21 protein-coding genes, 1 pseudogene and 1 other annotated feature are annotated in these 22,888 nt (G+C 41.0%); of the genes and pseudogenes, 21 read left to right on the top strand and 1 reads right to left on the bottom strand.

All coding sequences use genetic code 11. The annotated features are described in order from the left end of the window. The first annotated feature begins 63 nt into the window (after positions 1 to 63). The 21 genes and pseudogenes from RCG19_RS17735 to pyrE all read left to right on the top strand — a co-directional run bounded on the left by RCG19_RS17735 (position 64) and on the right by pyrE (position 20,986). Complete coding sequence (locus tag RCG19_RS17735; RefSeq protein ID WP_308108197.1) at positions 64 to 327, top strand: YlmC/YmxH family sporulation protein; 264 nt, start codon at positions 64 to 66, stop codon at positions 325 to 327. Between the two features lie 75 nt (positions 328 to 402). Further along, a pseudogene (gene pgeF / locus RCG19_RS17740) lies at positions 403 to 1,229 on the top strand (peptidoglycan editing factor PgeF). Then, a complete protein-coding gene (locus RCG19_RS17745) occupies positions 1,229 to 1,906 on the top strand; it encodes a YggS family pyridoxal phosphate-dependent enzyme (protein ID WP_308108198.1) in 678 nt (225 codons plus the stop codon). Before pgeF ends, RCG19_RS17745 begins: the two are co-directional and overlap by 1 nt. 12 nt (positions 1,907 to 1,918) lie before the next feature. Further along, positions 1,919 to 2,380 carry a cell division protein SepF gene (locus RCG19_RS17750; protein ID WP_308108199.1) on the top strand — a complete coding sequence of 154 codons (462 nt, stop codon included), beginning with the start codon at positions 1,919 to 1,921 and terminating at the stop codon, positions 2,378 to 2,380. Positions 2,381 to 2,385: 5 nt separating this feature from the next. Then, a complete protein-coding gene (locus RCG19_RS17755) occupies positions 2,386 to 2,649 on the top strand; it encodes a YggT family protein (RefSeq protein WP_166237902.1) in 264 nt (87 codons plus the stop codon). A gap of 32 nt (positions 2,650 to 2,681) precedes the next feature. Further along, positions 2,682 to 3,455, top strand: a complete 774-nt coding sequence (locus RCG19_RS17760; protein WP_308108200.1) for a YlmH family RNA-binding protein — start codon at positions 2,682 to 2,684, stop codon at positions 3,453 to 3,455. Between the two features lie 86 nt (positions 3,456 to 3,541). Next, on the top strand, positions 3,542 to 4,057 hold the full coding sequence (locus RCG19_RS17765) for a DivIVA domain-containing protein (RefSeq protein WP_166237906.1): 516 nt from the start codon (positions 3,542 to 3,544) through the stop codon (positions 4,055 to 4,057). 51 nt (positions 4,058 to 4,108) lie between these two features. After that, positions 4,109 to 4,351 (top strand) — a binding site (T-box leader). 80 nt (positions 4,352 to 4,431) lie between these two features. Further along, entirely contained in the window at positions 4,432 to 7,203 is a 2,772-nt protein-coding gene (gene ileS, locus RCG19_RS17770; RefSeq protein ID WP_308108201.1) for an isoleucine--tRNA ligase, read from the top strand. A 149-nt stretch (positions 7,204 to 7,352) separates the two neighbouring features. Next, positions 7,353 to 7,649, top strand: a complete 297-nt coding sequence (locus RCG19_RS17775; protein ID WP_308108202.1) for a hypothetical protein — start codon at positions 7,353 to 7,355, stop codon at positions 7,647 to 7,649. A gap of 60 nt (positions 7,650 to 7,709) precedes the next feature. Then, on the top strand, positions 7,710 to 8,222 hold the full coding sequence (lspA, locus tag RCG19_RS17780) for a signal peptidase II (RefSeq protein ID WP_207627474.1): 513 nt from the start codon (positions 7,710 to 7,712) through the stop codon (positions 8,220 to 8,222). Further along, positions 8,194 to 9,105 (top strand): RluA family pseudouridine synthase, encoded by a 912-nt coding sequence (locus tag RCG19_RS17785; protein WP_166237914.1) that lies wholly within the window; start codon positions 8,194 to 8,196, stop codon positions 9,103 to 9,105. The genes lspA and RCG19_RS17785 overlap by 29 nt, the downstream gene beginning before the upstream one ends. Positions 9,106 to 9,285: 180 nt before the next feature. Beyond that, positions 9,286 to 9,828 (top strand): bifunctional pyr operon transcriptional regulator/uracil phosphoribosyltransferase PyrR, encoded by a 543-nt coding sequence (gene pyrR / locus RCG19_RS17790; protein ID WP_166237916.1) that lies wholly within the window; start codon positions 9,286 to 9,288, stop codon positions 9,826 to 9,828. Between the two features lie 174 nt (positions 9,829 to 10,002). Then, positions 10,003 to 11,313, top strand: a complete 1,311-nt coding sequence (locus RCG19_RS17795) for a solute carrier family 23 protein (RefSeq protein WP_166237918.1) — start codon at positions 10,003 to 10,005, stop codon at positions 11,311 to 11,313. Positions 11,314 to 11,464: 151 nt separating this feature from the next. Continuing rightward, positions 11,465 to 12,406 carry an aspartate carbamoyltransferase catalytic subunit gene (locus RCG19_RS17800; protein ID WP_308111022.1) on the top strand — a complete coding sequence of 314 codons (942 nt, stop codon included), beginning with the start codon at positions 11,465 to 11,467 and terminating at the stop codon, positions 12,404 to 12,406. Further along, positions 12,366 to 13,652: a dihydroorotase gene (locus tag RCG19_RS17805; protein WP_308108204.1), complete on the top strand. Its 1,287-nt coding sequence runs from the start codon at positions 12,366 to 12,368 to the stop codon at positions 13,650 to 13,652. The genes RCG19_RS17800 and RCG19_RS17805 overlap by 41 nt, the downstream gene beginning before the upstream one ends. Beyond that, complete coding sequence (locus tag RCG19_RS17810) at positions 13,649 to 14,761, top strand: carbamoyl phosphate synthase small subunit (protein ID WP_308108205.1); 1,113 nt, start codon at positions 13,649 to 13,651, stop codon at positions 14,759 to 14,761. Before RCG19_RS17805 ends, RCG19_RS17810 begins: the two co-directional genes overlap by 4 nt. Beyond that, entirely contained in the window at positions 14,740 to 17,946 is a 3,207-nt protein-coding gene (gene carB, locus RCG19_RS17815) for a carbamoyl-phosphate synthase large subunit (RefSeq protein ID WP_308108206.1), read from the top strand. The genes RCG19_RS17810 and carB overlap by 22 nt, the downstream gene beginning before the upstream one ends. After that, the gene (locus RCG19_RS17820) at positions 17,946 to 18,716 is read left to right on the top strand and encodes a dihydroorotate dehydrogenase electron transfer subunit (protein ID WP_308111023.1); all 771 of its coding nucleotides are present in this window, start codon (positions 17,946 to 17,948) and stop codon (positions 18,714 to 18,716) included. The genes carB and RCG19_RS17820 overlap by 1 nt, the downstream gene beginning before the upstream one ends. Further along, entirely contained in the window at positions 18,713 to 19,654 is a 942-nt protein-coding gene (locus RCG19_RS17825) for a dihydroorotate dehydrogenase (protein WP_308108207.1), read from the top strand. The genes RCG19_RS17820 and RCG19_RS17825 overlap by 4 nt, the downstream gene beginning before the upstream one ends. Next, positions 19,626 to 20,342: an orotidine-5'-phosphate decarboxylase gene (pyrF, locus tag RCG19_RS17830; RefSeq protein WP_308108208.1), complete on the top strand. Its 717-nt coding sequence runs from the start codon at positions 19,626 to 19,628 to the stop codon at positions 20,340 to 20,342. The genes RCG19_RS17825 and pyrF overlap by 29 nt, the downstream gene beginning before the upstream one ends. Further along, a complete protein-coding gene (gene pyrE, locus RCG19_RS17835) occupies positions 20,339 to 20,986 on the top strand; it encodes an orotate phosphoribosyltransferase (protein ID WP_308108209.1) in 648 nt (215 codons plus the stop codon). Before pyrF ends, pyrE begins: the two co-directional genes overlap by 4 nt. A gap of 40 nt (positions 20,987 to 21,026) precedes the next feature. Here the strand turns inward: pyrE and RCG19_RS17840 are convergent, their stop codons facing one another. Beyond that, positions 21,027 to 22,739 carry an Rqc2 family fibronectin-binding protein gene (locus RCG19_RS17840; RefSeq protein ID WP_308108210.1) on the bottom strand — a complete coding sequence of 571 codons (1,713 nt, stop codon included), beginning with the start codon at positions 22,737 to 22,739 and terminating at the stop codon, positions 21,027 to 21,029. Positions 22,740 to 22,888: the final 149 nt, after the last annotated feature.

A 22,888-nucleotide genomic window follows, 5' to 3' on the forward strand; every position in this document is an offset into this window, starting at 1 on the left:
TAAAGATAAAATTACATCTGCCCACATATAGTTATGATAGTAATGTAATTGGGAGTGGTGCAGGTGGTAAAAATTTCTGAATTTCAGATAAAAGATGTCGTCAATGTATCTGATGGAAAAAGGCTGGGGAATATTGGGGATATTGAAATCAATTTAACGACCGGAAAAATTGAAGCGGTCGTCATCTCAGGCAACGGCAGAGTATTGGGCTTTTTCGGGAAAGATGAAGACATTGTCATTCCCTGGAAAAACATTATTAAAATTGGTCAGGATGTCATTTTGGTAAGGTATAAGGGCGGACTAGAGCACATATCCGAGGAGGTATAAAGATCCTAGATGTACTTTACGGTGAACATTTTTTCATTTCATGGTAAACTATAGAAAAATAGAAGAGGTATGGACATGGAACCCTTTGTTTTAAAAAATCAGTCCATTTTAACCATTGAAAGCTGGTGCCGGCAATTTCCGGAATTAGTTACCGGGTTCACTACTAAAAGAGGCGGTTTCAGTACTGGAGACCATAAGTCCCTTAACCTTGGTTTTCATGTGGATGATGATGCATTAAATGTTTGTTCAAATAGAGAAAAAGTGGCTGAATTACTTAAGTTCCCATTAAATTCTTGGGTTGGTGCAGAGCAAATCCATGATAGTATTTTGAAAAAAGTAACGAAAGCAGATCGAGGCAAAGGATCCAATTCCTATGATAATTCCTTTAAAGGTACAGATGGACTTTATACGGATGAAGAGGGTGTCCTGCTAACACTTTGCTTTGCTGACTGCGTCCCTCTTTTTTTATTGCTCCTGAAAAAAAGATGATCGGTATCGCACATGCAGGCTGGAAGGGAACGGTTGGACAAATAGCTAAGAAAATGGTCATGGCCTGGAGCCGGGAAGGAATTCAATCAAACCGGATTTTTGTCGCAATTGGTCCATCTATTTGTGAAAAATGTTATATTGTTGATAAGTATGTTATGAACTTTGTAGAAAAATCACTAGAAGATGGCGGCGTATTACCCTATAATTTACTTAGCGAGGGGCAATTTTCGTTAAATTTACGTGAATTGAATAGGCAAATTCTTTTGGCAGCGGGTGTACCGGATGAGAATATTTCTATCACAGAACTATGCTCTAGCTGTAATCGTGAGGAATTTTTCTCACACCGCCGCGACCATGGTAGTACTGGAAGAATGCTTAGTTTTATTGGCTGGAAGGAGACTTCGGATCTTTAATGAAAGTAACTGATAATCTGAAAACAATTCGTCAACAAATAAATGATGCATGTCATAAGGTGCATCGGGGTACCGATGAAGTGAAATTAATTGCCGTTACGAAATATGTCAGCATAGAAAGAGCAAGGGAAGCGCTTGAAGCAGGAATAAGAAATCTGGGAGAAAACCGTGATGAGGGACTGCTTGAAAAGTGGGAAGTATTACAGGACAAGCCGAAATGGCATTATATAGGGACACTTCAAACCCGTAAGGTGAAAAATGTCATTGATAAGGTAGATTATATTCATTCTTTGGATCGGCTATCACTTGCTGAAGAAATTAATAAACGAGCTAATAAAAAGATAAAATGTCTGGTTCAGGTCAATGTATCCGGTGAAGAATCAAAGCACGGCTTATCTGAAGTAGAGGCAATTTCCTTTATTGAATCATTGCACCCATTCGAAAATATTAGTGTGGTAGGTTTAATGACAATGGCACCTTTCACGAATGATGAACAGATCCTAAGGGGCTGTTTTCGAAAACTAAGAGAACTTCGTGATCAAGTTCAATCCTTACAGTTAGATTTTGCACCCTGCATAGAGCTGTCAATGGGAATGTCCAATGATTTTACCATTGCTATTGAAGAAGGGGCAACAATGGTTAGAATAGGGACAGCACTTGTCGGTGAAGATGGTTAGGAGAGAAAGATAATGACGATTAAATCGAAATTAAAAACATTTTTCTTTTTAGATGATGAATTTGATGAAAACAATGATGTGTATGCAGATCCTGTTGAACCGGTTAAACAAAAACAGACACCAGTAAAAAGTCATAATGTTGTTAGTCTGCAAAGTATCCAAAAGTCTACAGGTTCTTCCACTATTTCTAAGTCGTCAAAGGTCATATTAGTGGAACCAAGAACCTATTCAGAGTCAGCCGATATTGCCGACCATTTAAAAAATCGACTGGCTGTTGTGGTGAACCTACAGCGTATCGACAATGAACAAGGCAGGCAAATAATTGATTTTTTAAGCGGTGCCGTCTATGCACTCGGAGGCGACATCCAAAAAATCGGTTCGAGCATCTTTTTATGTACTCCTGATAATATCGAGGTGTCGGGTAATATTTCGGATTTAATTCCTGACCATGAAAATCTAAATACAAGGTGGTAATGATGATGGCTTTTGTTTTTAGTTTATTGCAGCAGATCATCCAGATTTATTCGTGGGCCTTAATTATTTACATCTTAATGTCCTGGTTTCCAAATGCTAGAGAGTCCACAATTGGTCAATTTCTAGCAAGAATTTGTGAACCCTATTTAGAGCCGTTTAGAAAAATTATTCCGCCGTTTGGAATGATGGATATCTCTCCAATTGTCGCATTTCTTGTTTTAAACTTTGCTTCTAGTGGTCTGGGCAGTGTGTATTTATGGCTTACGTAAGTAATTTACCCATTAGGTTGTGTTATGCATAAATGAACATATATCAGCATTTCCGTCCGGAAGAACGGGAATATATTGACCAGGTTATAGATTGGAGAAGTTTTGTTGAAACACATTACACCCCAAAACTTACAGATTTTCTAGATCCAAGAGAGCAGCATATCCTCAAAATGCTGATTAGAGAAAATAGTGATGTCAGATTTAGACTTTTTGGCGGAACACTTGGTGTAGAACGAAAAAGGGCTTTTATTTTCCCGGATTATTTAGAAGCTAATGAAAATAACTTTCAAATTAGTCTATTTAACATCGAGTATCCGGCGAAGTTCGTGACAATTGAACACCGTCAGGTTTTAGGCACCCTTATGTCCTTGGGGCTTAAGCGTGGGAAGTTTGGTGACATTTTAATAAAAGACGGTCAAATTCAACTATTTGCTGCCAAAGAAATTAGTGATTTTATTAAAAGCAATGTCGAATCAATTGGCAGAGCAGGGGTAAAATTAGTTGAAACTGATATGGCTCATGCAATTGCTGCAACTGAATTATGGGACGAACAGGATTTAACCGTATCTTCTTTACGACTTGATACTATTATTTCAGGGATTTATCATATTTCACGTCAAAAATCGCTTACTTACATTCAACAGGGGCTTGTGAAAGTTAACTGGACAGTCATAGAAAACCCATCGTTTACTTGTGAAGCAGGTGATATGATTTCCGTCCGCGGTCATGGAAGAGCCAAAATTGTTGGGATCGACGGTAAAACGAAAAGAGAAAAATGGCGAATTATTGTAGGGAAACAAAAATAATTTAATAAAAAAGCAGGATATTCGTAAAACTTGTCGAATATTTGCTTATACATATAGAAGTATCAGATTGTATGGAGGTGGCATCAATGCCGTTAACGCCGTTAGATATTCACAATAAAGAGTTTAATAAAGGTTTTCGCGGGTACGATGAAGATGAAGTAAACGAATTTCTTGATCAGGTCATCAAGGATTATGAACTAGTACTCAGAGAGAAAAAGGAAATGGAAGAGCGTTTGAAAGATATGAATGAGCGTCTTGGACATTTTGTGAATATCGAAGAAACACTTAACAAATCAATCGTAATTGCTCAAGAAGCAGGAGAAGATGTAAAACGCAATGCTCAAAAAGAAGCAAAACTGATTATTAGAGAAGCGGAGAAAAATGCCGACCGGATTGTAAATGAGTCGCTATCGAAGGCAAGAAAGATTGCCCTGGAAATCGAGGATTTAAAGAAGCAGTCAAAGGTTTTCCGTACCCGTTTTAAAATGTTGATTGAAGCACAGCTTGATATGCTGAATACAGATGATTGGGATCATTTATTAGAATATGAAGTAGATGCAACAGAGTTAAAAATTCACCAAGAAGAAGATTCATTAGCTTGACGAATGGCGTTTTATTAGCATATAATTTTTAAACATAGTTATATAGAATGGAAATTGACGATGAAAGGGACAGTACAATTTTTCAAAGGCTTTATGAAGCGAGCCGGGGTTGGTGAAAGCCCGGTAAGGCCGAAGGATTGGAAGATCACCCTCGAGTTCCGGACCGAATCCTAATGATAAGGGCAGTAGGCTCTGGCGTGTTATTCACGTTACGAATGGTAAAGCGGATAGCCCGTTAAATATGGCTATCTATCAGGGTGGTACCGCGGGAATTAAAACCTTCTCGTCCCTTTTGGGATGAGAGGGTTTTTTTATTTGTCAAATGGTTATTCTGTTATGTATGAAGATGAAGAGGAATACAGGAGGAAAAGGAAATGGAATATAAAGATACGTTATTAATGCCGAAAACTGAATTTCCAATGCGTGGCAATCTTCCCCAAAGAGAACCTGAATTACAGGCAAAATGGGAAGAAATGAATATTTACCAACTGGTGCAAGATAGAACGAAGGGCAGGCCGATATTTGTATTACATGACGGTCCGCCATACGCCAACGGGGATATCCATATGGGTCATGCCTTGAATAAAATTTTAAAAGACATGATTGTCCGCTATAAATCAATGAGTGGATTCCACGCCCCATATGTTCCTGGCTGGGACACACACGGATTACCAATTGAACAGGCATTAACGAATAAAGGTGTCAAACGCAAAGAAATGACGGTTGCTGAATTCCGTGAGCTTTGTACAAAATATGCACTTGAACAGATTGATAATCAACGTACTCAATTTAAGCGTCTGGGTGTTCGTGCTGATTGGGAAAATCCATACATCACCCTAAAGCCTGAATATGAGGCACAGCAAATAAAAGTGTTCGGTGAAATGGCGAAAAAGGGCTATATTTATAAAGGCCTTAAGCCTGTTTATTGGTCTCCTTCAAGTGAATCAGCTTTAGCTGAAGCAGAGATTGAATATCAAGACAAAAAATCAGCATCCATCTATGTTGGATTCAAGGTAAAGGACGGCAAGGGGGTACTTGATTCCGATACACAAATTGTAATCTGGACAACGACCCCATGGACCATTCCGGCAAACCTTGGTATTTCTGTCCATCCGGATTTAACGTATGTGGTGGTGGCAGTTAATGATAAAAAGTATTTGATTGCAGAAGCATTACTAGAAGCGGTTACGAAGGAAGTTGGCTGGGAGGATACAGAGGTTGTTCAAAAGGTCAAAGGTGCAGAATTAGAAAGAATCGTTGCCGTTCATCCTTTATATGACCGTGAATCTTTAGTCATGTTAGGTGAACACGTAACTACAGATGCTGGAACAGGCTGTGTTCACACTGCACCTGGTCACGGGGAGGATGACTTCTATATTGGTCAAAAATATGGTTTAGATGTCCTGTGCCCTGTAGATGATAAAGGTGTTATGACAAGTGAAGCACCTGGTTTTGAAGGATTATTTTATGATACTGCCAACAAGCCGATAGCACAGGCTTTAGAAGAGGCTGGAGCATTGTTAAAACTTTCGTTTATTACACACTCCTATCCACATGATTGGAGAACGAAGAAACCGGTTATCTACCGTGCAACAGCTCAATGGTTTGCTTCTATTAAAGACTTCCGCGATGATTTGCTTGAAGCAGTGAAGGAAACGAAATGGGTACCTGCTTGGGGTGAAACAAGGCTATTTAATATGGTCCGCGACCGTGGTGATTGGTGTATTTCCCGTCAACGTGTATGGGGTGTACCTATTCCAGTGTTCTATGCTGAAACGGGTGAAGAGATTATTACGGATGAAACCATCGACCATGTTTCAAACCTATTCAGGGAAAATGGTTCAAATATTTGGTTCGAACGTGAAGCTAAAGAATTGCTTCCTGAAGGATTTACACATCCAGGAAGTCCAAACGGGACATTTACAAAAGAAACAGACATTATGGATGTATGGTTCGATTCCGGGTCATCCCATCAAGCAGTGCTCCTTGAGAGGGAAGATTTAGTCCGCCCTGCTGACCTTTATCTTGAAGGATCTGACCAATACCGCGGATGGTTTAACTCTTCATTGTCAACTGCTGTTGCTGTAACTGGTAAAGCTCCATATAAAGGAGTTTTAAGCCATGGTTTTGCCTTAGATGGTGAAGGCAGAAAAATGAGTAAGTCACTCGGAAATACAGTGGTACCTGCGAAAGTGATGAATCAGCTTGGTGCCGATATTTTACGACTTTGGGTTGCTTCTGTTGATTATCAGGCAGATGTGCGTGTTTCTGATGCCATCTTAAAACAGGTTGCCGAGGTTTACCGAAAAATCCGAAATACATTCCGTTTCTTGCTTGGTAACTTAGCGGATTTTGATCCAACAGTAAATACGGTTGCCTATGAAAACCTGCGTGAAGTGGATCAATTTATGCTTGTAAAATTAAATAAATTGATTAAATATGTCCGTAATGCATATGAAAATTATGAATTTGCCGGTATCTATCATGCGGTCAATAATTTCTGTACTCTTGACTTAAGCTCCTTTTATCTTGATTTTGCAAAAGATGTTCTTTATATTGAAGCAGAAAATAATCATGAGCGCCGTGCAATTCAAACTGTTTTATATGAGTCATTGCTTGCTTTAACAAAATTAGTATCGCCAATTCTCTCACATACTGCTGATGAAGTTTGGAAGTTTATCCCTAATGTTCAAGAAGAAAGTGTCCAATTAACAGACCTTCCTGAATATCAGGAGCTTGCTGGTTCAGATGTTTTGGAAGAAAAATGGACGGCATTCATGAAGCTTCGCAATGATGTATTAAAGGCACTTGAGGAAGCCAGAAATCAAAAAGTAATTGGAAAATCGTTAACTGCAAAAGTTACACTTTATGTTACCGATAAATCAAAGACCCTTTTAGATACAATTGAAGAGAACTTGAACCAATTGTTTATCGTATCTGGATTTGAAGTGGCTGGAGCATATGATCAGGCTCCTGAGAATGCACTTAAATTAGATACAGCAGCTATCGTCATTACAAAGGCTGAAGGCGAAACATGTGATCGTTGTTGGATTGTGACACCTGAAGTGGGTCAAGACCCAGATCATAAAACCCTTTGTCCACGCTGTGCAGATGTAGTAAAAGGAAACTATTCACATCTAGCATAAGAAGAATGCCCTGAGTATAAAGCTCAGGGTTTTTTTGTCTTTATTATCCTCCACCGTTAATTGTTGTTGATGATGTCAAATGTTTTTCCGTGTTAGCCATTCGCGAACGGAGATAATAAGACAAATGACAAACCACGGAGGTAACAACTATGAATGCCTTGCAGGAAAAGCTGTTTTTGGAACTCCGTCAAACAAAGGAAGAGATCGAGAATTCATTAAAAAGTAAACAAAGACAAAATTGGCTTACGATTATTTTAGAGGATGAACTAAAAGACCTTAATACAGCTATTCAAAAGTTTGAAAATGGAAACTTTGGACAGTGTGAAATCTCCGGTGAATTGATACCGGAGGATTTATTAAAGATGATCCCCACTCTAAGGTCAATAAAGGATTCAGAGGATTTGGATTCTTATTGCAAAAAATCAGTATCCGTTTCTTTTTTATAAGGTAACATTGCCGTTTCGCGAAAAAGTATGCTAAAATGCATTAGAAGTATGTCAGGTTAAATGTTGTGGAGGTATTTCTTAGTGCTTTATTACTTAATCGCAATTTTTGTTATATTATTAGACCAAATTACTAAATGGTTAATTGTTAACAACATGTATTTAGGAGAAAGTATTCCCATCATTGATAATGTTTTGTATATTACTTCTCACCGTAACCGCGGTGCAGCATGGGGAATTCTTCAAGGTCAAATGTGGCTCTTTTATGTACTTACCATTGTAGTTATTGTGGCAATCTTGTATTACATACACAAAGCCGCAAAGGGAAAATGGTTATTAGGAGTATCGCTTGCATTTATGCTTGGAGGTGCTATCGGTAATTTTATTGATCGTGTCCTTCGGAAAGAAGTAGTCGACTTCATTCATACGTATATTTTCAGTTATAATTTTCCGGTTTTTAATATTGCAGACTCTGCACTAGTAATTGGAGTGATTTTGCTGATGATTCAAATGCTGCGTGATGAGAGAGAAACAAAGGAGAAAACGTATGGAGAAAATGGAACACACCATTCTTGAGGAACAAAAAGGAGATCGGATTGATAAGGTCATTTCTGCGCTTAATGATGAATGGTCACGGACACAAGTACAGCAATGGATTAAAGCTGGAAATATCCTTGTAAACGGACAATCCGTCAAAACAAATTATAAGTGCGGCCTGAAAGATGAAATTGAAATAACGATCCCGGATCCGGAAGAATTAGATGTATTACCTGAAAATCTTGATTTAGAAATTTATTATGAAGATAAAGATGTTTTAGTTGTTAATAAACCGAGGGGGATGGTGGTTCACCCTGCCCCAGGTCATTTGTCAGGAACGCTCGTTAATGGCTTAATGGCACATTGTAAGGACTTATCCGGTATTAATGGCGTATTAAGACCTGGCATCGTTCATCGGATTGATAAAGATACCTCAGGATTGTTGATGGTGGCTAAAAATGATCTGGCACATGAAAGTCTTGTGAATCAATTGGTGAAAAAAACGGTGACTCGTAAATATAAAGCTATAGTCCATGGGGTCATTCCCCACGACTATGGGACGATTGATGCTCCGCTTGGACGGGATACAAAAGACCGCCAAAGCATGGCAATAGTTGATAACGGAAAGCATGCGGTCACCCATTTTCAGGTACTGGATCGGTTCAAAGATTTTACATTCGTAGAATGTCAATTGGAAACAGGTAGAACTCACCAGATTCGAGTTCATATGAAATATATTGGTTTTCCACTTGCGGGAGATCCCAAATATGGTCCGAAGAAAACGCTGGATATTGACGGACAAGCATTGCATGCAGGTGTTCTTGGGTTTATCCACCCTAGAACAAACGAATATTTGGAATTTGAAGCACCACTTCCAGAGGATTTCGAACGATTGCTTGAACAGCTACAAAATAATCGTTGACGTATGCGTAAAATTACAGTAAGATAACAATAGTTTAATAAGCCTTTAATTCGGCCCCGTGAGGCTGAGAAGGAACGGTTAAAAGAATGGCTCTCCTTGTGCCTTTCTTGCATTATAACTTATCCACCTCTCACCTTCCGGCGAGAGGTTTTTATTTTTATAAAAAAGAGAAGGTGTAACATGACCCGTAAAGCACTTGTCCTTGATGAGCAGGCAATCGGAAGAGCCTTAACTAGGATTGCCCATCAAATTATTGAGAAAAATAAAGGAATCGATGATTGCATTCTTGTTGGGATACGAACACGAGGGATCTACATTGCTGAACGACTTGCGGCTAAGATTGAGGAAATTGAAGGAAAGACGATTTCTGTTGGGGAAATCGATATTACACTTTATCGCGATGATTTGACCAAAAAAACGGAGAATCAGGAACCACTTGTAAAGGGTTCGAATATTCCGGATGATATTAATAATAAAAAAGTGATCCTTGTGGATGACGTATTATATACAGGCAGAACGGTCAGAGCCGGACTTGATGCTCTAATGGATATCGGTCGGCCGGCTGTTATCCAACTTGCCGTTTTAGTAGACCGCGGGCACCGTGAGCTCCCAATTAGAGCGGATTATGTAGGAAAAAACATTCCCACTTCAAGCGAGGAAAAGGTTGTTGTTGAGTTATCGGAAGTGGATAACCTTGATCAAGTAAGTATTTTTGACAAATAAATAGCTGCCCTTTTAATTGCAGTCCCGTGAGGCTGACAAAGGGGAAAAGAGCCGTTGAATTTTTTCATGCGCGGCATTTTCTGAACCCTCTTTGTACCTTAACGGACAATGAGGGTTTTTTTATTGAATAAAGCAGAAACTAAACCAAATAAAAATATAACAGGGGAGATTACCATGAATAACAAACCTATCCTAGACGTATCAGATAAACCAAAACTATCTCAGTGGCTTACTTTAAGTATCCAGCATTTATTCTCCATGTTTGGGGCCACCATCCTTGTTCCATATCTAGTCGGCTTGAGTCCGGCAATTGCCCTTATTTCAAGCGGGCTTGGCACTCTGGCGTTTATATTGATAACAAAAGGGAAGGTTCCGGCTTACCTAGGATCATCCTTTGCCTATATTATTCCGATCAAACTTCTTAATGAAGCTGGCGGGCCCGGTGCTGCAATGGTTGGGACATTCTTAGCCGGACTTGTGTATGGAATTATCGCTCTTATTATTAGTAAGGCAGGATACCGCTGGATTATGAATCTGCTCCCGCCAATTGTAGTTGGACCTGTTATTGTAGTAATCGGCTTATCTGTTGCAAGTACAGCAGTAGGAATGGCTATGAATAACCCAGCAGGAAATTATAGTATGCTTCATTTCTCAGTTGCCTTGGTTACGCTCATTGCCACCATCATTTTCTCGATTTTTGCCAAAAAGATATTAAGTATAATCCCAATATTAGCTGGAATCATTATTGGTTACATTTACGCATTAATCGTCGGAATCGTCGATTTCCAACCGGTATTGAAGGCCGATTGGTTTGAAATGCCGGAGTTTGTCATTCCGTTTGTCACGTATAAAGTGAAAATCACTTGGGATATTTTCTGGTTAATGGTGCCAGTCGCAGTGGTTACCATCTCTGAACATATCGGCCATCAGTTAATCCTTAGTAAAGTAGTTGGGCGTGACTATATTAAAAATCCAGGCCTGCATCGCTCCATTCTTGGTGATGGGACAGCAACTATTATTTCGGCGTTGATTGGCGGACCGCCAAAAACAACGTATGGAGAAAATATCGGTGTTCTTGCCATTACGCGGGTTTATAGTGTATATGTACTGGCAGGTGCTGCAGTTTTGGCTGTGATCTTCGGATTTATCGGAAAAATTACAGCGTTAATCCAAACGATTCCTACCCCGGTTATGGGTGGTGTCTCGATCCTGCTATTCGGAATTATTGCCTCATCGGGCTTAAGAATGTTAGTCGATAGTAAAATTGATTTTGATGATAAACGAAACTTGGTTATCTCTTCGGTTATTCTTGTCATCGGACTTGGCGGAGCTATTCTTAAGCTTCCATTTAAAGATATTCAAATTCAAGGAATGGCTTTAGCTGCTATCTTAGGGGTAGTGTTAAACCTTATTCTTCCTGGTAGACAACCGGTAAGTGATAATATGTTTGAAGAGGAAGTAAACGAAAACCAAAAAACTGCATAATGAGGAAACCTTTTAACTTAGTCCAGAGAGGCTTAGAAGGGTGTTAAGCTTGAACCATCCTGTTTGTGTGATGGTTTAGGCTGGAATCAATGCACCCTGAATGTTGTTCAGGGTGCCTTTTTTATGCAAAAACGGGAGGCGGAAAAGGATGATACATCATTTACTGACCACAAATGAATTGAAGATAGAGGAAATTTATCAACTACTTGAGGATTCTAGAAGATTTTCTGAAGGGATGGTCTGGAGGCCGGAACAGCAAATGTATGCAGCCAACCTCTTTTTTGAAGCAAGCACAAGGACAAAATGCAGTTTTGAAGTAGCGGAAAGAAGATTAGGCTTTGGGGTAATCCCTTTTGAAGTAGAAACCTCTAGTGTCCAAAAAGGGGAGACACTTTACGATACTGTCAAAACCTTGGAATCGATTGGAGTAAATACGATCGTTATTCGCCATAAGCAGGATCGGTATTTTGACAATCTTGTTGGAAGAGTGAATATCCCGATTTTGAACGGCGGGGATGGCTGCGGGCATCACCCGACGCAGTCGCTCCTTGACCTATTAACCATTCAGCAAGAGTTTGGACAATTTGAAGGCCTGAAAATTGCAATAATTGGGGATATCAGCCATAGCAGAGTGGCACGTTCTAATGCTGATGCGTTAACAAGACTTGGAGCAGAGGTTATTTTCTCTGGGCCGGAGGAATGGTTTGATTATCATAGTTTGAATTCAACAAAATTCAGGCCAATTGATGAGGCCATTAGAGAAGCGGATGTGGTAATGCTCCTTAGGGTTCAGCATGAACGCCATCAAAGGAAGGGAAGCTTCACCGCCTCCGAGTATCACCGTCAATATGGCCTTACGTTAGAAAGAGAGCGGCAAATGAAACCAAATAGCATTATTATGCATCCTGCACCAGTAAATCGGAATGTTGAAATTGCTGATAGTCTCGTAGAATGTGGGCGTTCAAGAATCTTTAAACAGATGGAGAATGGCGTATTTGTCAGGATGGCAGCCTTAAAACGCTCAATCGAAAGTTTACTAGGAGGGAATCAATATGAAACTACTTATTCAGAACGCAAAATACATAGCATCTAATGGACAATCGGATGTGACCGATCTTTTAATCGAAAATGGAATGATTACAAGACTTGAGAAGCAGATTCAAGCAGACGCTGACCGCAAAATAGACGCAGCCGGAATGATTGTCTCACCAGGATTCATCGACCTTCATGTGCATCTTCGTGAACCAGGCGGCGAGAAAAAAGAAACCATCGCAACCGGAACAATGGCAGCTGCAAAAGGTGGGTTTACCACGGTTGCCACCATGCCAAATACCCGACCGGTGCCTGACACCAAAAACAATATGGACGACTTACAAAAGCGGATTAAGGAGACGGCCCATGTTCGTGTTTTACCTTATGCTTCGATTACCACGAGACAATTGGGTCAGGAATTAACGGATTTTGAGGTTTTGAAAAATGCTGGGGCATTCGCTTTTACGGATGATGGGGTTGGTGTTCAATCAGCCAATATGATGCTCGAGGCGATGAAAAAAGCTGCCGCCATTAAGATGACCATTGTAGCCCATTGCGAAGAGAATACTTTAATCAATAAAGGCTGTGTACATGATGGTTTATTCGCAAAACAGCATCATTTAAATGGAATTCCGTCTGTATGTGAGTCAGTCCAAATTGCCAGAGATGTACTGCTTGCTGAAGCGACAGGGTGCCACTACCATGTTTGCCATGTCAGCACGAAGGAGTCCGTTCGAGTAATTAGAGATGCGAAGAGGGCAGGTATCCACGTGACTGCGGAAGTCACACCGCACCACCTAGTCCTCACACAAGATGATATCCCAGGACTTGATGCGAATTTTAAAATGAACCCACCGCTAAGGGATGTGGCTGATCGTGCCGCTTTAATTGAAGGACTCTTGGATGGAACAATCGATTTCATTGCTACCGATCATGCCCCGCACACGCAAGAAGAAAAAAGCGAAGGAATGGAGTTGGCACCGTTCGGAATTGTAGGATTTGAGACAGCCTTCCCGCTCCTCTACACACACTTTGTATTAAAAGGGATTATCTCTTTGGAACAATTAATTGGATTTTTAACACATAAGCCGGCTGAAAGCTTTTCTCTTCCATATGGAAAAATGGAAGTAGGAGCACCTGCTGATCTTGTTCTCTTAAATTTAGAGGCAGAGGACGAAATTAATCCCGCAAAATTTCTATCAAAAGGAAAAAATACACCATTCACTGGCTGGAAATGCAAGGGCTGGCCGGAGATGACAATTGTAAACGGTAAGATAGTTTGGGAAAAAGGAAGTGTAACAGCATGAAAGCACAGCTAATTTTAGAAGATGGAACGATCTTTATCGGAGATGGCTTTGGCAGTCATATGGATACGATTGGTGAAGTTGTTTTTAATACAGGAATGACAGGGTATCAAGAAATTCTGTCAGATCCTTCCTATTGCGGGCAAATCGTTATGCTTACCTACCCGTTAATCGGAAATTACGGGATCAACCGTGATGATTTTGAATCCATTCAACCCGCGGTTAAGGGGTTTATTGTCAAAGAAGTTACGGATTTCCCTTCTAATTGGCGCAGTGAATTTACACTTGATGAATATTTTAAGATGAAAAGAATTCCCGGAATTGCAGGGATTGATACGAGGAAACTGACGAGGATTATCCGTCAGCATGGAACATTAAAAGGTGCCATTTGCAGTACCGATCGGGACCCATATGAGGTTATCAGCAGATTGAGACAGACAAAGCTTCCAATTGACCAAGTCAGAACAGTCTCAACAAAAAATCCTTATCCAAGCCCAGGACGAGGTCATCGGATTGTTGTTGTTGATTTTGGGATGAAACACGGTATTTTACGAGAACTGAATTTGCGCGGGTGTGATGTTGTTGTTGTGCCATACCATACAACTGCTGACGAAATTCACCAGCTAAGACCAGATGGAATCATGCTGACAAACGGACCTGGAGATCCGAAAGATGTACCGGAAGCCATTCATATGATAAAACAGGTGCTGGGGAAAATACCGATCTTTGGAATCTGCTTAGGGCATCAATTATTCGCGCTTGCGTGCGGGGCAAACACAATCAAAATGAAGTTTGGTCATCGTGGTTCAAATCATCCTGTTAAGGAATTGGCTACCGGCAAAGTGGCCATTACTGCACAAAACCACGGATATACAGTAGAGGAAGAATCATTACATCAAACGAGATTAGCGGTTACACAAATAGCATTAAATGATGGATCGATAGAGGGCCTAAAACATTTAGATTATCCAGCCTTTACAGTCCAATACCATCCAGAAGCATCACCGGGGCCTGAGGATGCAAACAATTTATTTGAACAGTTTCTATCCATGATTGATGCCGAGAAAGAGAAACAGGAGGGAAAAGCAGCATGCCAAAACGTACAGATATAAACTCCATTTTAGTGATCGGTTCAGGACCCATTGTCATTGGTCAGGCTGCAGAATTTGATTATGCCGGCGCACAGGCATGTATCGCTTTAAAAGAGGAAGGATACCGGGTTATCCTCGTCAATTCCAATCCTGCGACCATTATGACTGACGCAGAGATGGCAGATGCGGTTTACATTGAACCATTAAACGTAGACTTCGTCAGCAGAATTATTCGTAAAGAACGACCTGATGCATTAGTCGCTACACTCGGCGGTCAGACAGGTTTGAACCTTGCCGTGGAACTTGCAAAATCAGGAGTTCTGGAAGAGTGTGAAGTTGAAATTTTAGGGACGAAGCTTTCGGCAATTAATCAAGCGGAGGATCGCGAATTATTCCGCAGCTTAATGAATGAATTAAATGAACCTGTTCCGGACAGTGAAATAATCCATGAATTGGATGAAGCGAAGGCATTTGTTGAAAAAATCGGCTTCCCGGTAATTGTCCGTCCAGCCTTTACACTTGGCGGAACCGGCGGCGGGATCTGTAATAGTCCTGAAGAATTAGAGGAGATTGTATTAAGCGGCCTAAAGAATAGCCCTGTACATCAATGTTTACTAGAAAAAAGTATTGCAGGCTTTAAAGAAATTGAATATGAGGTCATGCGTGATTCTGCCGATAACGCAATTGTCGTATGTAATATGGAAAATATTGACCCAGTTGGTGTTCATACTGGAGATTCCATCGTTGTTGCACCGAGCCAAACCTTAAGTGACCGTGAGTATCAGCTATTACGAAATGTTTCCCTTAAAATCATTCGTGCCTTAGGAATTGAAGGTGGATGTAATGTCCAGCTTGCATTAGATCCGGATAGTTTTAAATACTATATAATTGAAGTAAATCCAAGGGTTAGTCGTTCATCGGCACTTGCATCCAAAGCCACAGGATATCCAATTGCGAAACTGGCTGCCAAAATTGCCGTAGGCTTAACACTTGATGAGATGCTTAATCCGGTAACGGGAAAAACATATGCATGCTTTGAACCGGCACTAGATTATATTGTGACCAAGATCCCACGCTGGCCATTTGATAAATTCGAGTCAGGCAACCGCTCGCTTGGAACTCAGATGAAGGCTACGGGTGAGGTCATGGCAATTGGCAGAACCTTTGAAGAATCCTTGCTTAAAGCCATTCGTTCACTTGAAGTCGGGGTTCATCATTTTGCATTAAATGGAGCAGACAAAATTGATAATGAATTACTTGAAAAAAGAATTCATAAAGCAGGGGATGAACGTCTCTTTTATATTGCGGAAGCCTTAAAGCGAGGGATTTCGATTGATACCATTCATCAATGGAGCAAAATTGATCTCTTTTTCCTAAAGAAAATGGAAGGGATTGTGGAACTGGGAGTGAAACTTGAAGCCCATCCATTGGATAGTGGACTCCTCTACGATGCAAAGCAAAAAGGTTTTTCCGATCATATATTAGCGGAGCTTTGGAATAAAACAGAAATAGAAATCTATAATTTGCGGAAGGATTTAGGTATCCAGCCTGTTTATAAAATGGTAGACACATGCGCGTCAGAATTTGAGAGCGAAACACCTTATTATTATGGGACGTATGAAGAGGAAAATGAATCAGTTGTGACTGATAAGACTAGTGTGGTTGTACTTGGCTCCGGCCCCATCCGAATCGGCCAAGGGATTGAGTTTGATTATGCGACAGTCCATTCCGTTCAAGCAATTAAAGAGGCTGGCTATGAGGCAATTATCATAAACAATAATCCGGAAACTGTCTCAACTGATTTCAGTATTTCCGATAAGCTCTATTTTGAACCGCTGACAATTGAAGACGTTATGCATATTATCGATTTAGAAAAACCAATTGGTGTGGTCGTACAATTTGGCGGGCAGACGGCTATTAATCTAGCAGCAGATTTAGTGAAACATGGGGTAAAAATACTAGGAACAAGTCTTGAAGATGTAGACCGTGCGGAGGACAGAGATAAGTTTGAACAAGCATTAGAAGAATTAAATGTACCGATGCCGCTTGGGAAAACAGCCTTATCTGTAGAAGAAGCAGTCACAATCGCAGATGAAATTGGTTACCCAGTTTTAGTCCGCCCATCATACGTTCTAGGCGGACGGGCAATGGAAATTGTCTATCAAGAGCAAGAATTGCTGCAGTACATGGAAAATGCCGTGAAAATTAATCCAGAACACCCAGTTTTAATAGATCGTTATTTAACAGGGAAAGAAATCGAAGTGGATGCCATTTGTGACGGGGAGAATGTATTAATTCCGGGGATTATGGAGCATATTGAACGGGCCGGGGTCCATTCTGGTGATTCCATTGCCGTTTATCCTCCGCAGACACTTTCAGATGAAGTAAAGCAAACACTTGCCGAGTATACGGAAAAGTTAGCAAAAGGGTTAAATATTATCGGTCTGTTAAATATTCAGTATGTCTTATCAGAGTCCCAAGTCTATGTGCTGGAAGTGAACCCACGATCAAGCCGGACCGTACCGTTTTTGAGTAAAATAACCAATGTGCCAATGGCAAAAATAGCGACAAAGGCCATTCTAGGAATATCGCTAGAAAAACAAGGATATCAGTCAGGACTTGTCCCAGAAAAAAGCGGCGTATATGTCAAAGTCCCTGTCTTCTCTTTTGCGAAACTAAAAAGTGTCGATATTACCTTAGGACCGGAAATGAAATCTACTGGTGAAGTAATGGGGAAAGATATCACGCTTGAAAAGGCATTATATAAAGGCCTAATTGCTTCTGGAATGAACGTTCAACGATTCGGCACGGTATTGTTCACCATTGCTGATAAGGATAAGGAAGAAGCTTTAAAACTTGCGGAAAGATTTGCGGCTAATGGCTACCGTCTAATGGCAACAAGCGGGACAGCTTCTGTCTTAGAGTCAGCCGGATTGAAAGTAAAGGTTGTTGGAAAAATTGGTTCAGTGGGTCAAACATTATTGGATGTCATTCATAGCGGGGACGTTCAATTTATCATCAATACGCTGACAAAAGGAAAACAGCCGGAGAGAGACGGCTTTAGAATCCGCCGAGAAGCAGTTGAAAATGGGGTCCCGTGTTTAACATCATTAGATACAGCAGATGCGATATTGAAAGTGGTAGAGTCGATGAACTTTTCCGCAGAAGCGATGGGTTCGGTAGCTAAGGAGGCAGTCCTTGTATGATGCAAAAAGAACTTTGCCCCATTATCAGTCAAACAGAAATTGCTGAAGACATATTTGAACTGACGGTGAAAGCGGAATTCGTTAAGGAAATCAAAGCTCCAGGGCAATTTGTTCATATTCGAGTTGCGCGAGCCCTGGATCCGCTGCTCAGGAGACCCATCAGCATTTCATCGTTTCATTCTGAGGAACAACAGGTAACCATGATTTATCGGAGGGATGGCAAGGGGACTTCAAGACTTGCTGAAATGGGACCAGGGGTAGAACTTGATATCCTTGGTCCATTAGGAAATGGCTTTCCTGTGGAAGAAATGGAACGAGGGGAAACAGCCCTGCTAGTTGGCGGGGGAATCGGGGTACCGCCACTTTATGAACTTTCCCAACAATTAAAGGCGAAAGGGATTAACGTCATACATGTTCTGGGTTTTCAAACAGAATCAGCAGTTTTTTATGAACAAGAATTTTTGAAAAATGGTGAAACGTACGTGGCTACAGTTGACGGCACCTATGGGACAAAAGGATTGGTAACAGATATCATGAGAAATTTACAGTTTGATAGTATTTATGCCTGCGGGCCCACACCAATGCTTAGAGCTCTCGAGCAACAATACCCTTTTAAAAAGATGTTTTTATCGTTAGAAGAACGAATGGGCTGTGGCATTGGTGCTTGTTTTGCCTGTGTCTGTCACAAGGCAGATGATCCAACAGGAATTTCCTATAAAAAAGTTTGCAGTGACGGACCTGTTTTCCGTGCAGGGGAGGTAGTTTTATGAACCGATTAAATGTTGCGTTACCTGGATTAAACCTAAAAAATCCAATCATGCCGGCATCAGGCTGTTTCGGCTTTGGTCGTGAATACAGTCAGTTTTATGATTTAAGTAAACTTGGAGCCATCATGATTAAAGCAACTACCGTTGAGCCGAGATTTGGCAATCCTACCCCTCGTGTTGCAGAAACAGATGCCGGGATGCTGAATGCCATTGGCCTGCAAAATCCTGGACTAGAAAAAGTCGTTTCAGAGGAATTACCGTGGCTTTCACAATTTGATGTACCGATTATGGCAAATGTTGCCGGTTCTCTTGAAGAAGATTATATTGAGGTGGCACGTAAAATCTCAAAGGCTCCTAATGTTCACGCATTGGAATTAAATATTTCTTGTCCAAATGTAAAAACAGGCGGGCTTGCGTTTGGAACCATTCCTGAAGTAGCGAAGCAATTGACTTGGAAGGTAAAAGAAGTTTCCGAGGTTCCGGTCTATGTGAAGCTGTCGCCCAATATCACTAATATCGTCGAGATGGCAAAGGCTGTGGAAGAGGGCGGGGCTGATGGCCTTACAATGATCAATACATTGGTCGGAATGAAATTAGATTTAAAAACAGGCAGACCCATTTTAGCTAACAAAACAGGGGGACTTTCCGGTCCAGCCATTAAGCCAGTTGCCATTCGAATGATTTACGAAGTAAGCCAAGCCGTATCGCTGCCGATTATCGGGATGGGCGGTGTCCAATCAGCGGAAGATGTCATCGAGTATTTTTATGCAGGTGCAAGTGCTGTTGCGGTTGGAACAGCGAATTTTGTTGATCCATATGTCTGCCCAACTATCATTGAGGAATTGCCAGTACTTTTGGAAAAACTAGGATATGAACACATCAGTGAATGCAAGGGAAGGAGTTGGAAGGAGCATGGACAACTCGCTTATCATCGCGCTTGATTTTGCGAATAAAAGTGAAATTGAACGGTTCTTGACACCGTTTGAGGATCGAAAACTTTTTGTTAAGGTAGGTATGGAGCTTTTTTATCAGGAAGGACCAGCCATTATTGATCAGTTAAAAAATATGGGCCACCAGATTTTTCTTGATTTAAAGCTGCATGATATCCCGAACACGGTTAAAAGTGCTATGAAGGGGCTTGCACGTTTGGAGTGCGATCTTGTAAATGTTCATGCCGCCGGCGGAAAAGAAATGATGCAGGCAGCGTTAGAAGGATTGGACGCAGGGACTGCCGCAGGGCAGAAACGTCCATATTGTATCGCCGTTACCCAATTGACCAGCACTTCACAGGAACAAATGAATAGTGAGCAGCTCATTCCAGTTACATTGAAGGAATCCGTTCTTCAATATGCTTCTTTAGCAAAAAATGCAGGTCTTGATGGGGTAGTCTGCTCGGCATGGGAATCCGCAGCCATTCATACTAAAACGGGAAACGAATTTTTGACCGTTTGCCCAGGAATTAGGATGGAATCTGACCAGGTAGGAGACCAAAAACGGGTTGCCACACCTCAATATGCCAAAGCTGCAGGTGTAAGTTCGATTGTAGTTGGACGTTCCATTACTCGGTCATCGGACCCTGTGAAAAGCTATGAACAATGGATAAATGCATGGAGGGGAATACATCAATGAAACAGAAAATAGCTGAAAAATTATTAGAAATCAATGCCGTGGCGCTAAGCCCGCAGGAGCCATTTACTTGGGCATCAGGTCTTAGGTCCCCTATTTATTGTGATAATCGCCTTACCTTGTCATTTCCCGCAGTAAGAAGGGAAATTGCTGCAGGATTGCGGAACCTAATCCTAGAAAACTTTCCGGGAACAGGAGTAATTGCCGGAACGGCAACAGCAGGAATTCCGCATGCTGCTTGGGTCAGTGAACGAATGGATTTGCCGATGTGTTATGTCCGCTCGAAAGCAAAAGGTCATGGCAAAGGAAATCAGATTGAAGGAAAAGTGGAACAAGGTCAAAAGGTTGTCGTTGTTGAAGACCTAATATCAACAGGCGGCAGTGTCATTACAGCAGTACAAGCCTTAAGAGAAGCAGGCTGTGAAGTGCTTGGGGTGGTATCTATTTTTACCTATGGGCTTGAAAAGGGAAAACAGTTACTTAATGAAGAGGAAATTAAGACATATTCGCTAACGGATTTTTCAACATTAATTGAGGTAGCCATTTCAAAAGGGTATGTAAGCTCGAAGGACCAGGAAAGTTTGCTTTTATGGAGCAAAGACCCAGCAAATTGGAGTAAACAGTTCGAAGATGTAACACTGAAATAACGTAAAAAGGATGTCCTAATCTTACCGGACATCCTTTTACTTATTTTTTCATTAATTTCAAGACCAATTCCTCATTCGGCGTAATATAAACAGTCTGCTGGTTGTCATAAATAACAAACCCTGGTTTAGCGCCGCTGGGTTTTTTTACATACCGAACCTTCGTAAAATCCACGGGCACGGAGCTGGAATTACGGGCCTTACTGTAATAAGCAGCCAACACCGCTGCCTCTTTGATTGTTTCATCAGAAGGTTCTTTACTGCGAATCACAACATGTGAGCCGGGAATATCTTTTGTGTGCAGCCAAATTTCATCCCTAGCTGCCAGCTTATTGGTCAAATAATCATTTTGCTTATTATTTTTTCCGACGATGATATCAGTGCCATCTGATGCAATAAAATGATCCAAGACTGGCTTGACATTGTGCGTTTTTTTGCCGTTTCGTTTCTTCCGTTCGCGAATATACCCGCCCTCAACAAGCTCTTCGCGGATTTCCTGAATATCCTTAGGGGAAGCCGCCTGGACTTGTTGCTGTAAGTTATCGAAGTAAGATACTTCAGCACGGGCTAGTTCGATTTGTTCTAAGACAACTGTAACAGCATTCTTCGCTTTTTGGTATTTTGAAAAATACTTTTGAGCATTTTCTGAAGGTGACTTACGTGGATCAAGCGGAATGACAACTGTTCCACCAGATTCATCATAATAATCAAGCACTTCGATTTCCTTCATTCCTTTTTTTGCCACATAAAGATTAGCGGTTAACAGTTCCCCGTGACGCTGAAACTGCTCTGCCCGTGCGGCTTCTTTTAACGTCTCCTCAAGTTTACCAATTTTTTTCTCGTTTTTATCCTTTTCATTACTAATGAAACGTTCGATATCATTTCCTTGCTGTTTGACCCGGTCTCGTTCCGCTTTGCCAAAATAAAAACGATCAAGTAATTCGCTAAGAGTGTGAAAGGTTTTATATTCCCCATGTAAATGCTCTAGTGGAAACAGATAAAATGAGTCCCTTCCATTAGCAGTTATAATGGAAGGAGTGATATCTTCGGCCGCTATTTTTTTTATCAAACGGACAAATGTCTCTGGCACAGTCGTTTGATTTGCAAGGCCACTTAGAAAAATAACTTCCTTAGCGAAAAGCGGCGAGATTCCGGCAAAATGCTCCACAAGCTGGCGGTCAAGCTTCCCGCCAATAAAATCAATTGTCCGCAATACATCTTCTTCAACAGCCTCAAAGGGATTAATCTTGTTTTGCGCCGGCGGAAAGATGTAAGGCTGACCCGGCATGATCGCCCTGTGACTATTCACGGCAAAAGAAACATGCTTAATACTATCAAGAATGATATTTTTCGTTTTATCAATTAATACGATATTGCTATGGCGGCCCATTATTTCAACTATTAATTGTTTATTGCTAATATCTCCTATTTCATTCCGGCCCTTTATTTCAAAAATAATCATCCGGTCGTTTTCAACTTGATATAAATCCTCTAAGATGTGGCCTTCAATGTGCTTCCGAAGCAGCATGCAAAACATTGGCGGTTCACTAGGATTATCGTAGGCTTCGTTCGTGAGCTGCACCCGTGCATAACTAGGGTGTGCAGATAACAGCAGCTTTTGGTTCACTCCGTTTGCCCGGATCGTCAGAATTACTTCGTTTTTATAGGGCTGATGAACTTTGGTGATTCGGCCGCCCTTCAAGGAACCGACAAGTTCATCGGCCATTGCTTTTGTAAATAAACCATCAAATGACATTGAAAACATCCTTTACTATCAAACTGATATAGCGTTCTACGCCCATTTTCCATACAACATATAAACTCATTATATCCTACTATGTAAAAATCTGTCCTAATTTACCCTTCAAAGACATTTTCAGATAGCATTTTTTTGGACGACCCTGA

The organism is Neobacillus sp. OS1-2 (genome assembly GCF_030915505.1).
GTDB lineage: Bacteria > Bacillota > Bacilli > Bacillales > Cytobacillaceae > Neobacillus.

Excerpts from the sequence above, each read along its gene's own strand:
- RCG19_RS17745 (WP_308108198.1), top strand. The coding sequence starts at position 1,229 with ATGAAAGTAACTGATAATCTGAAAACAATTCGTCAACAAATAAATGAT.
- RCG19_RS17750 (WP_308108199.1), top strand. The coding sequence starts at position 1,919 with ATGACGATTAAATCGAAATTAAAAACATTTTTCTTTTTAGATGATGAA.
- RCG19_RS17755 (WP_166237902.1), top strand. The coding sequence starts at position 2,386 with ATGGCTTTTGTTTTTAGTTTATTGCAGCAGATCATCCAGATTTATTCG.
- RCG19_RS17760 (WP_308108200.1), top strand. The coding sequence starts at position 2,682 with ATGAACATATATCAGCATTTCCGTCCGGAAGAACGGGAATATATTGAC.
- RCG19_RS17765 (WP_166237906.1), top strand. The coding sequence starts at position 3,542 with ATGCCGTTAACGCCGTTAGATATTCACAATAAAGAGTTTAATAAAGGT.
- ileS (WP_308108201.1), top strand. The coding sequence starts at position 4,432 with ATGGAATATAAAGATACGTTATTAATGCCGAAAACTGAATTTCCAATG.
- RCG19_RS17775 (WP_308108202.1), top strand. The coding sequence starts at position 7,353 with ATGAATGCCTTGCAGGAAAAGCTGTTTTTGGAACTCCGTCAAACAAAG.
- lspA (WP_207627474.1), top strand. The coding sequence starts at position 7,710 with ATGTTGTGGAGGTATTTCTTAGTGCTTTATTACTTAATCGCAATTTTT.
- RCG19_RS17785 (WP_166237914.1), top strand. The coding sequence starts at position 8,194 with ATGGAGAAAATGGAACACACCATTCTTGAGGAACAAAAAGGAGATCGG.
- pyrR (WP_166237916.1), top strand. The coding sequence starts at position 9,286 with ATGACCCGTAAAGCACTTGTCCTTGATGAGCAGGCAATCGGAAGAGCC.
- RCG19_RS17795 (WP_166237918.1), top strand. The coding sequence starts at position 10,003 with ATGAATAACAAACCTATCCTAGACGTATCAGATAAACCAAAACTATCT.
- RCG19_RS17805 (WP_308108204.1), top strand. The coding sequence starts at position 12,366 with ATGAAACTACTTATTCAGAACGCAAAATACATAGCATCTAATGGACAA.
- RCG19_RS17810 (WP_308108205.1), top strand. The coding sequence starts at position 13,649 with ATGAAAGCACAGCTAATTTTAGAAGATGGAACGATCTTTATCGGAGAT.
- carB (WP_308108206.1), top strand. The coding sequence starts at position 14,740 with ATGCCAAAACGTACAGATATAAACTCCATTTTAGTGATCGGTTCAGGA.
- RCG19_RS17820 (WP_308111023.1), top strand. The coding sequence starts at position 17,946 with ATGCAAAAAGAACTTTGCCCCATTATCAGTCAAACAGAAATTGCTGAA.
- RCG19_RS17825 (WP_308108207.1), top strand. The coding sequence starts at position 18,713 with ATGAACCGATTAAATGTTGCGTTACCTGGATTAAACCTAAAAAATCCA.
- pyrF (WP_308108208.1), top strand. The coding sequence starts at position 19,626 with ATGGACAACTCGCTTATCATCGCGCTTGATTTTGCGAATAAAAGTGAA.
- pyrE (WP_308108209.1), top strand. The coding sequence starts at position 20,339 with ATGAAACAGAAAATAGCTGAAAAATTATTAGAAATCAATGCCGTGGCG.
- RCG19_RS17840 (WP_308108210.1), bottom strand. The coding sequence starts at position 22,739 with ATGTCATTTGATGGTTTATTTACAAAAGCAATGGCCGATGAACTTGTC.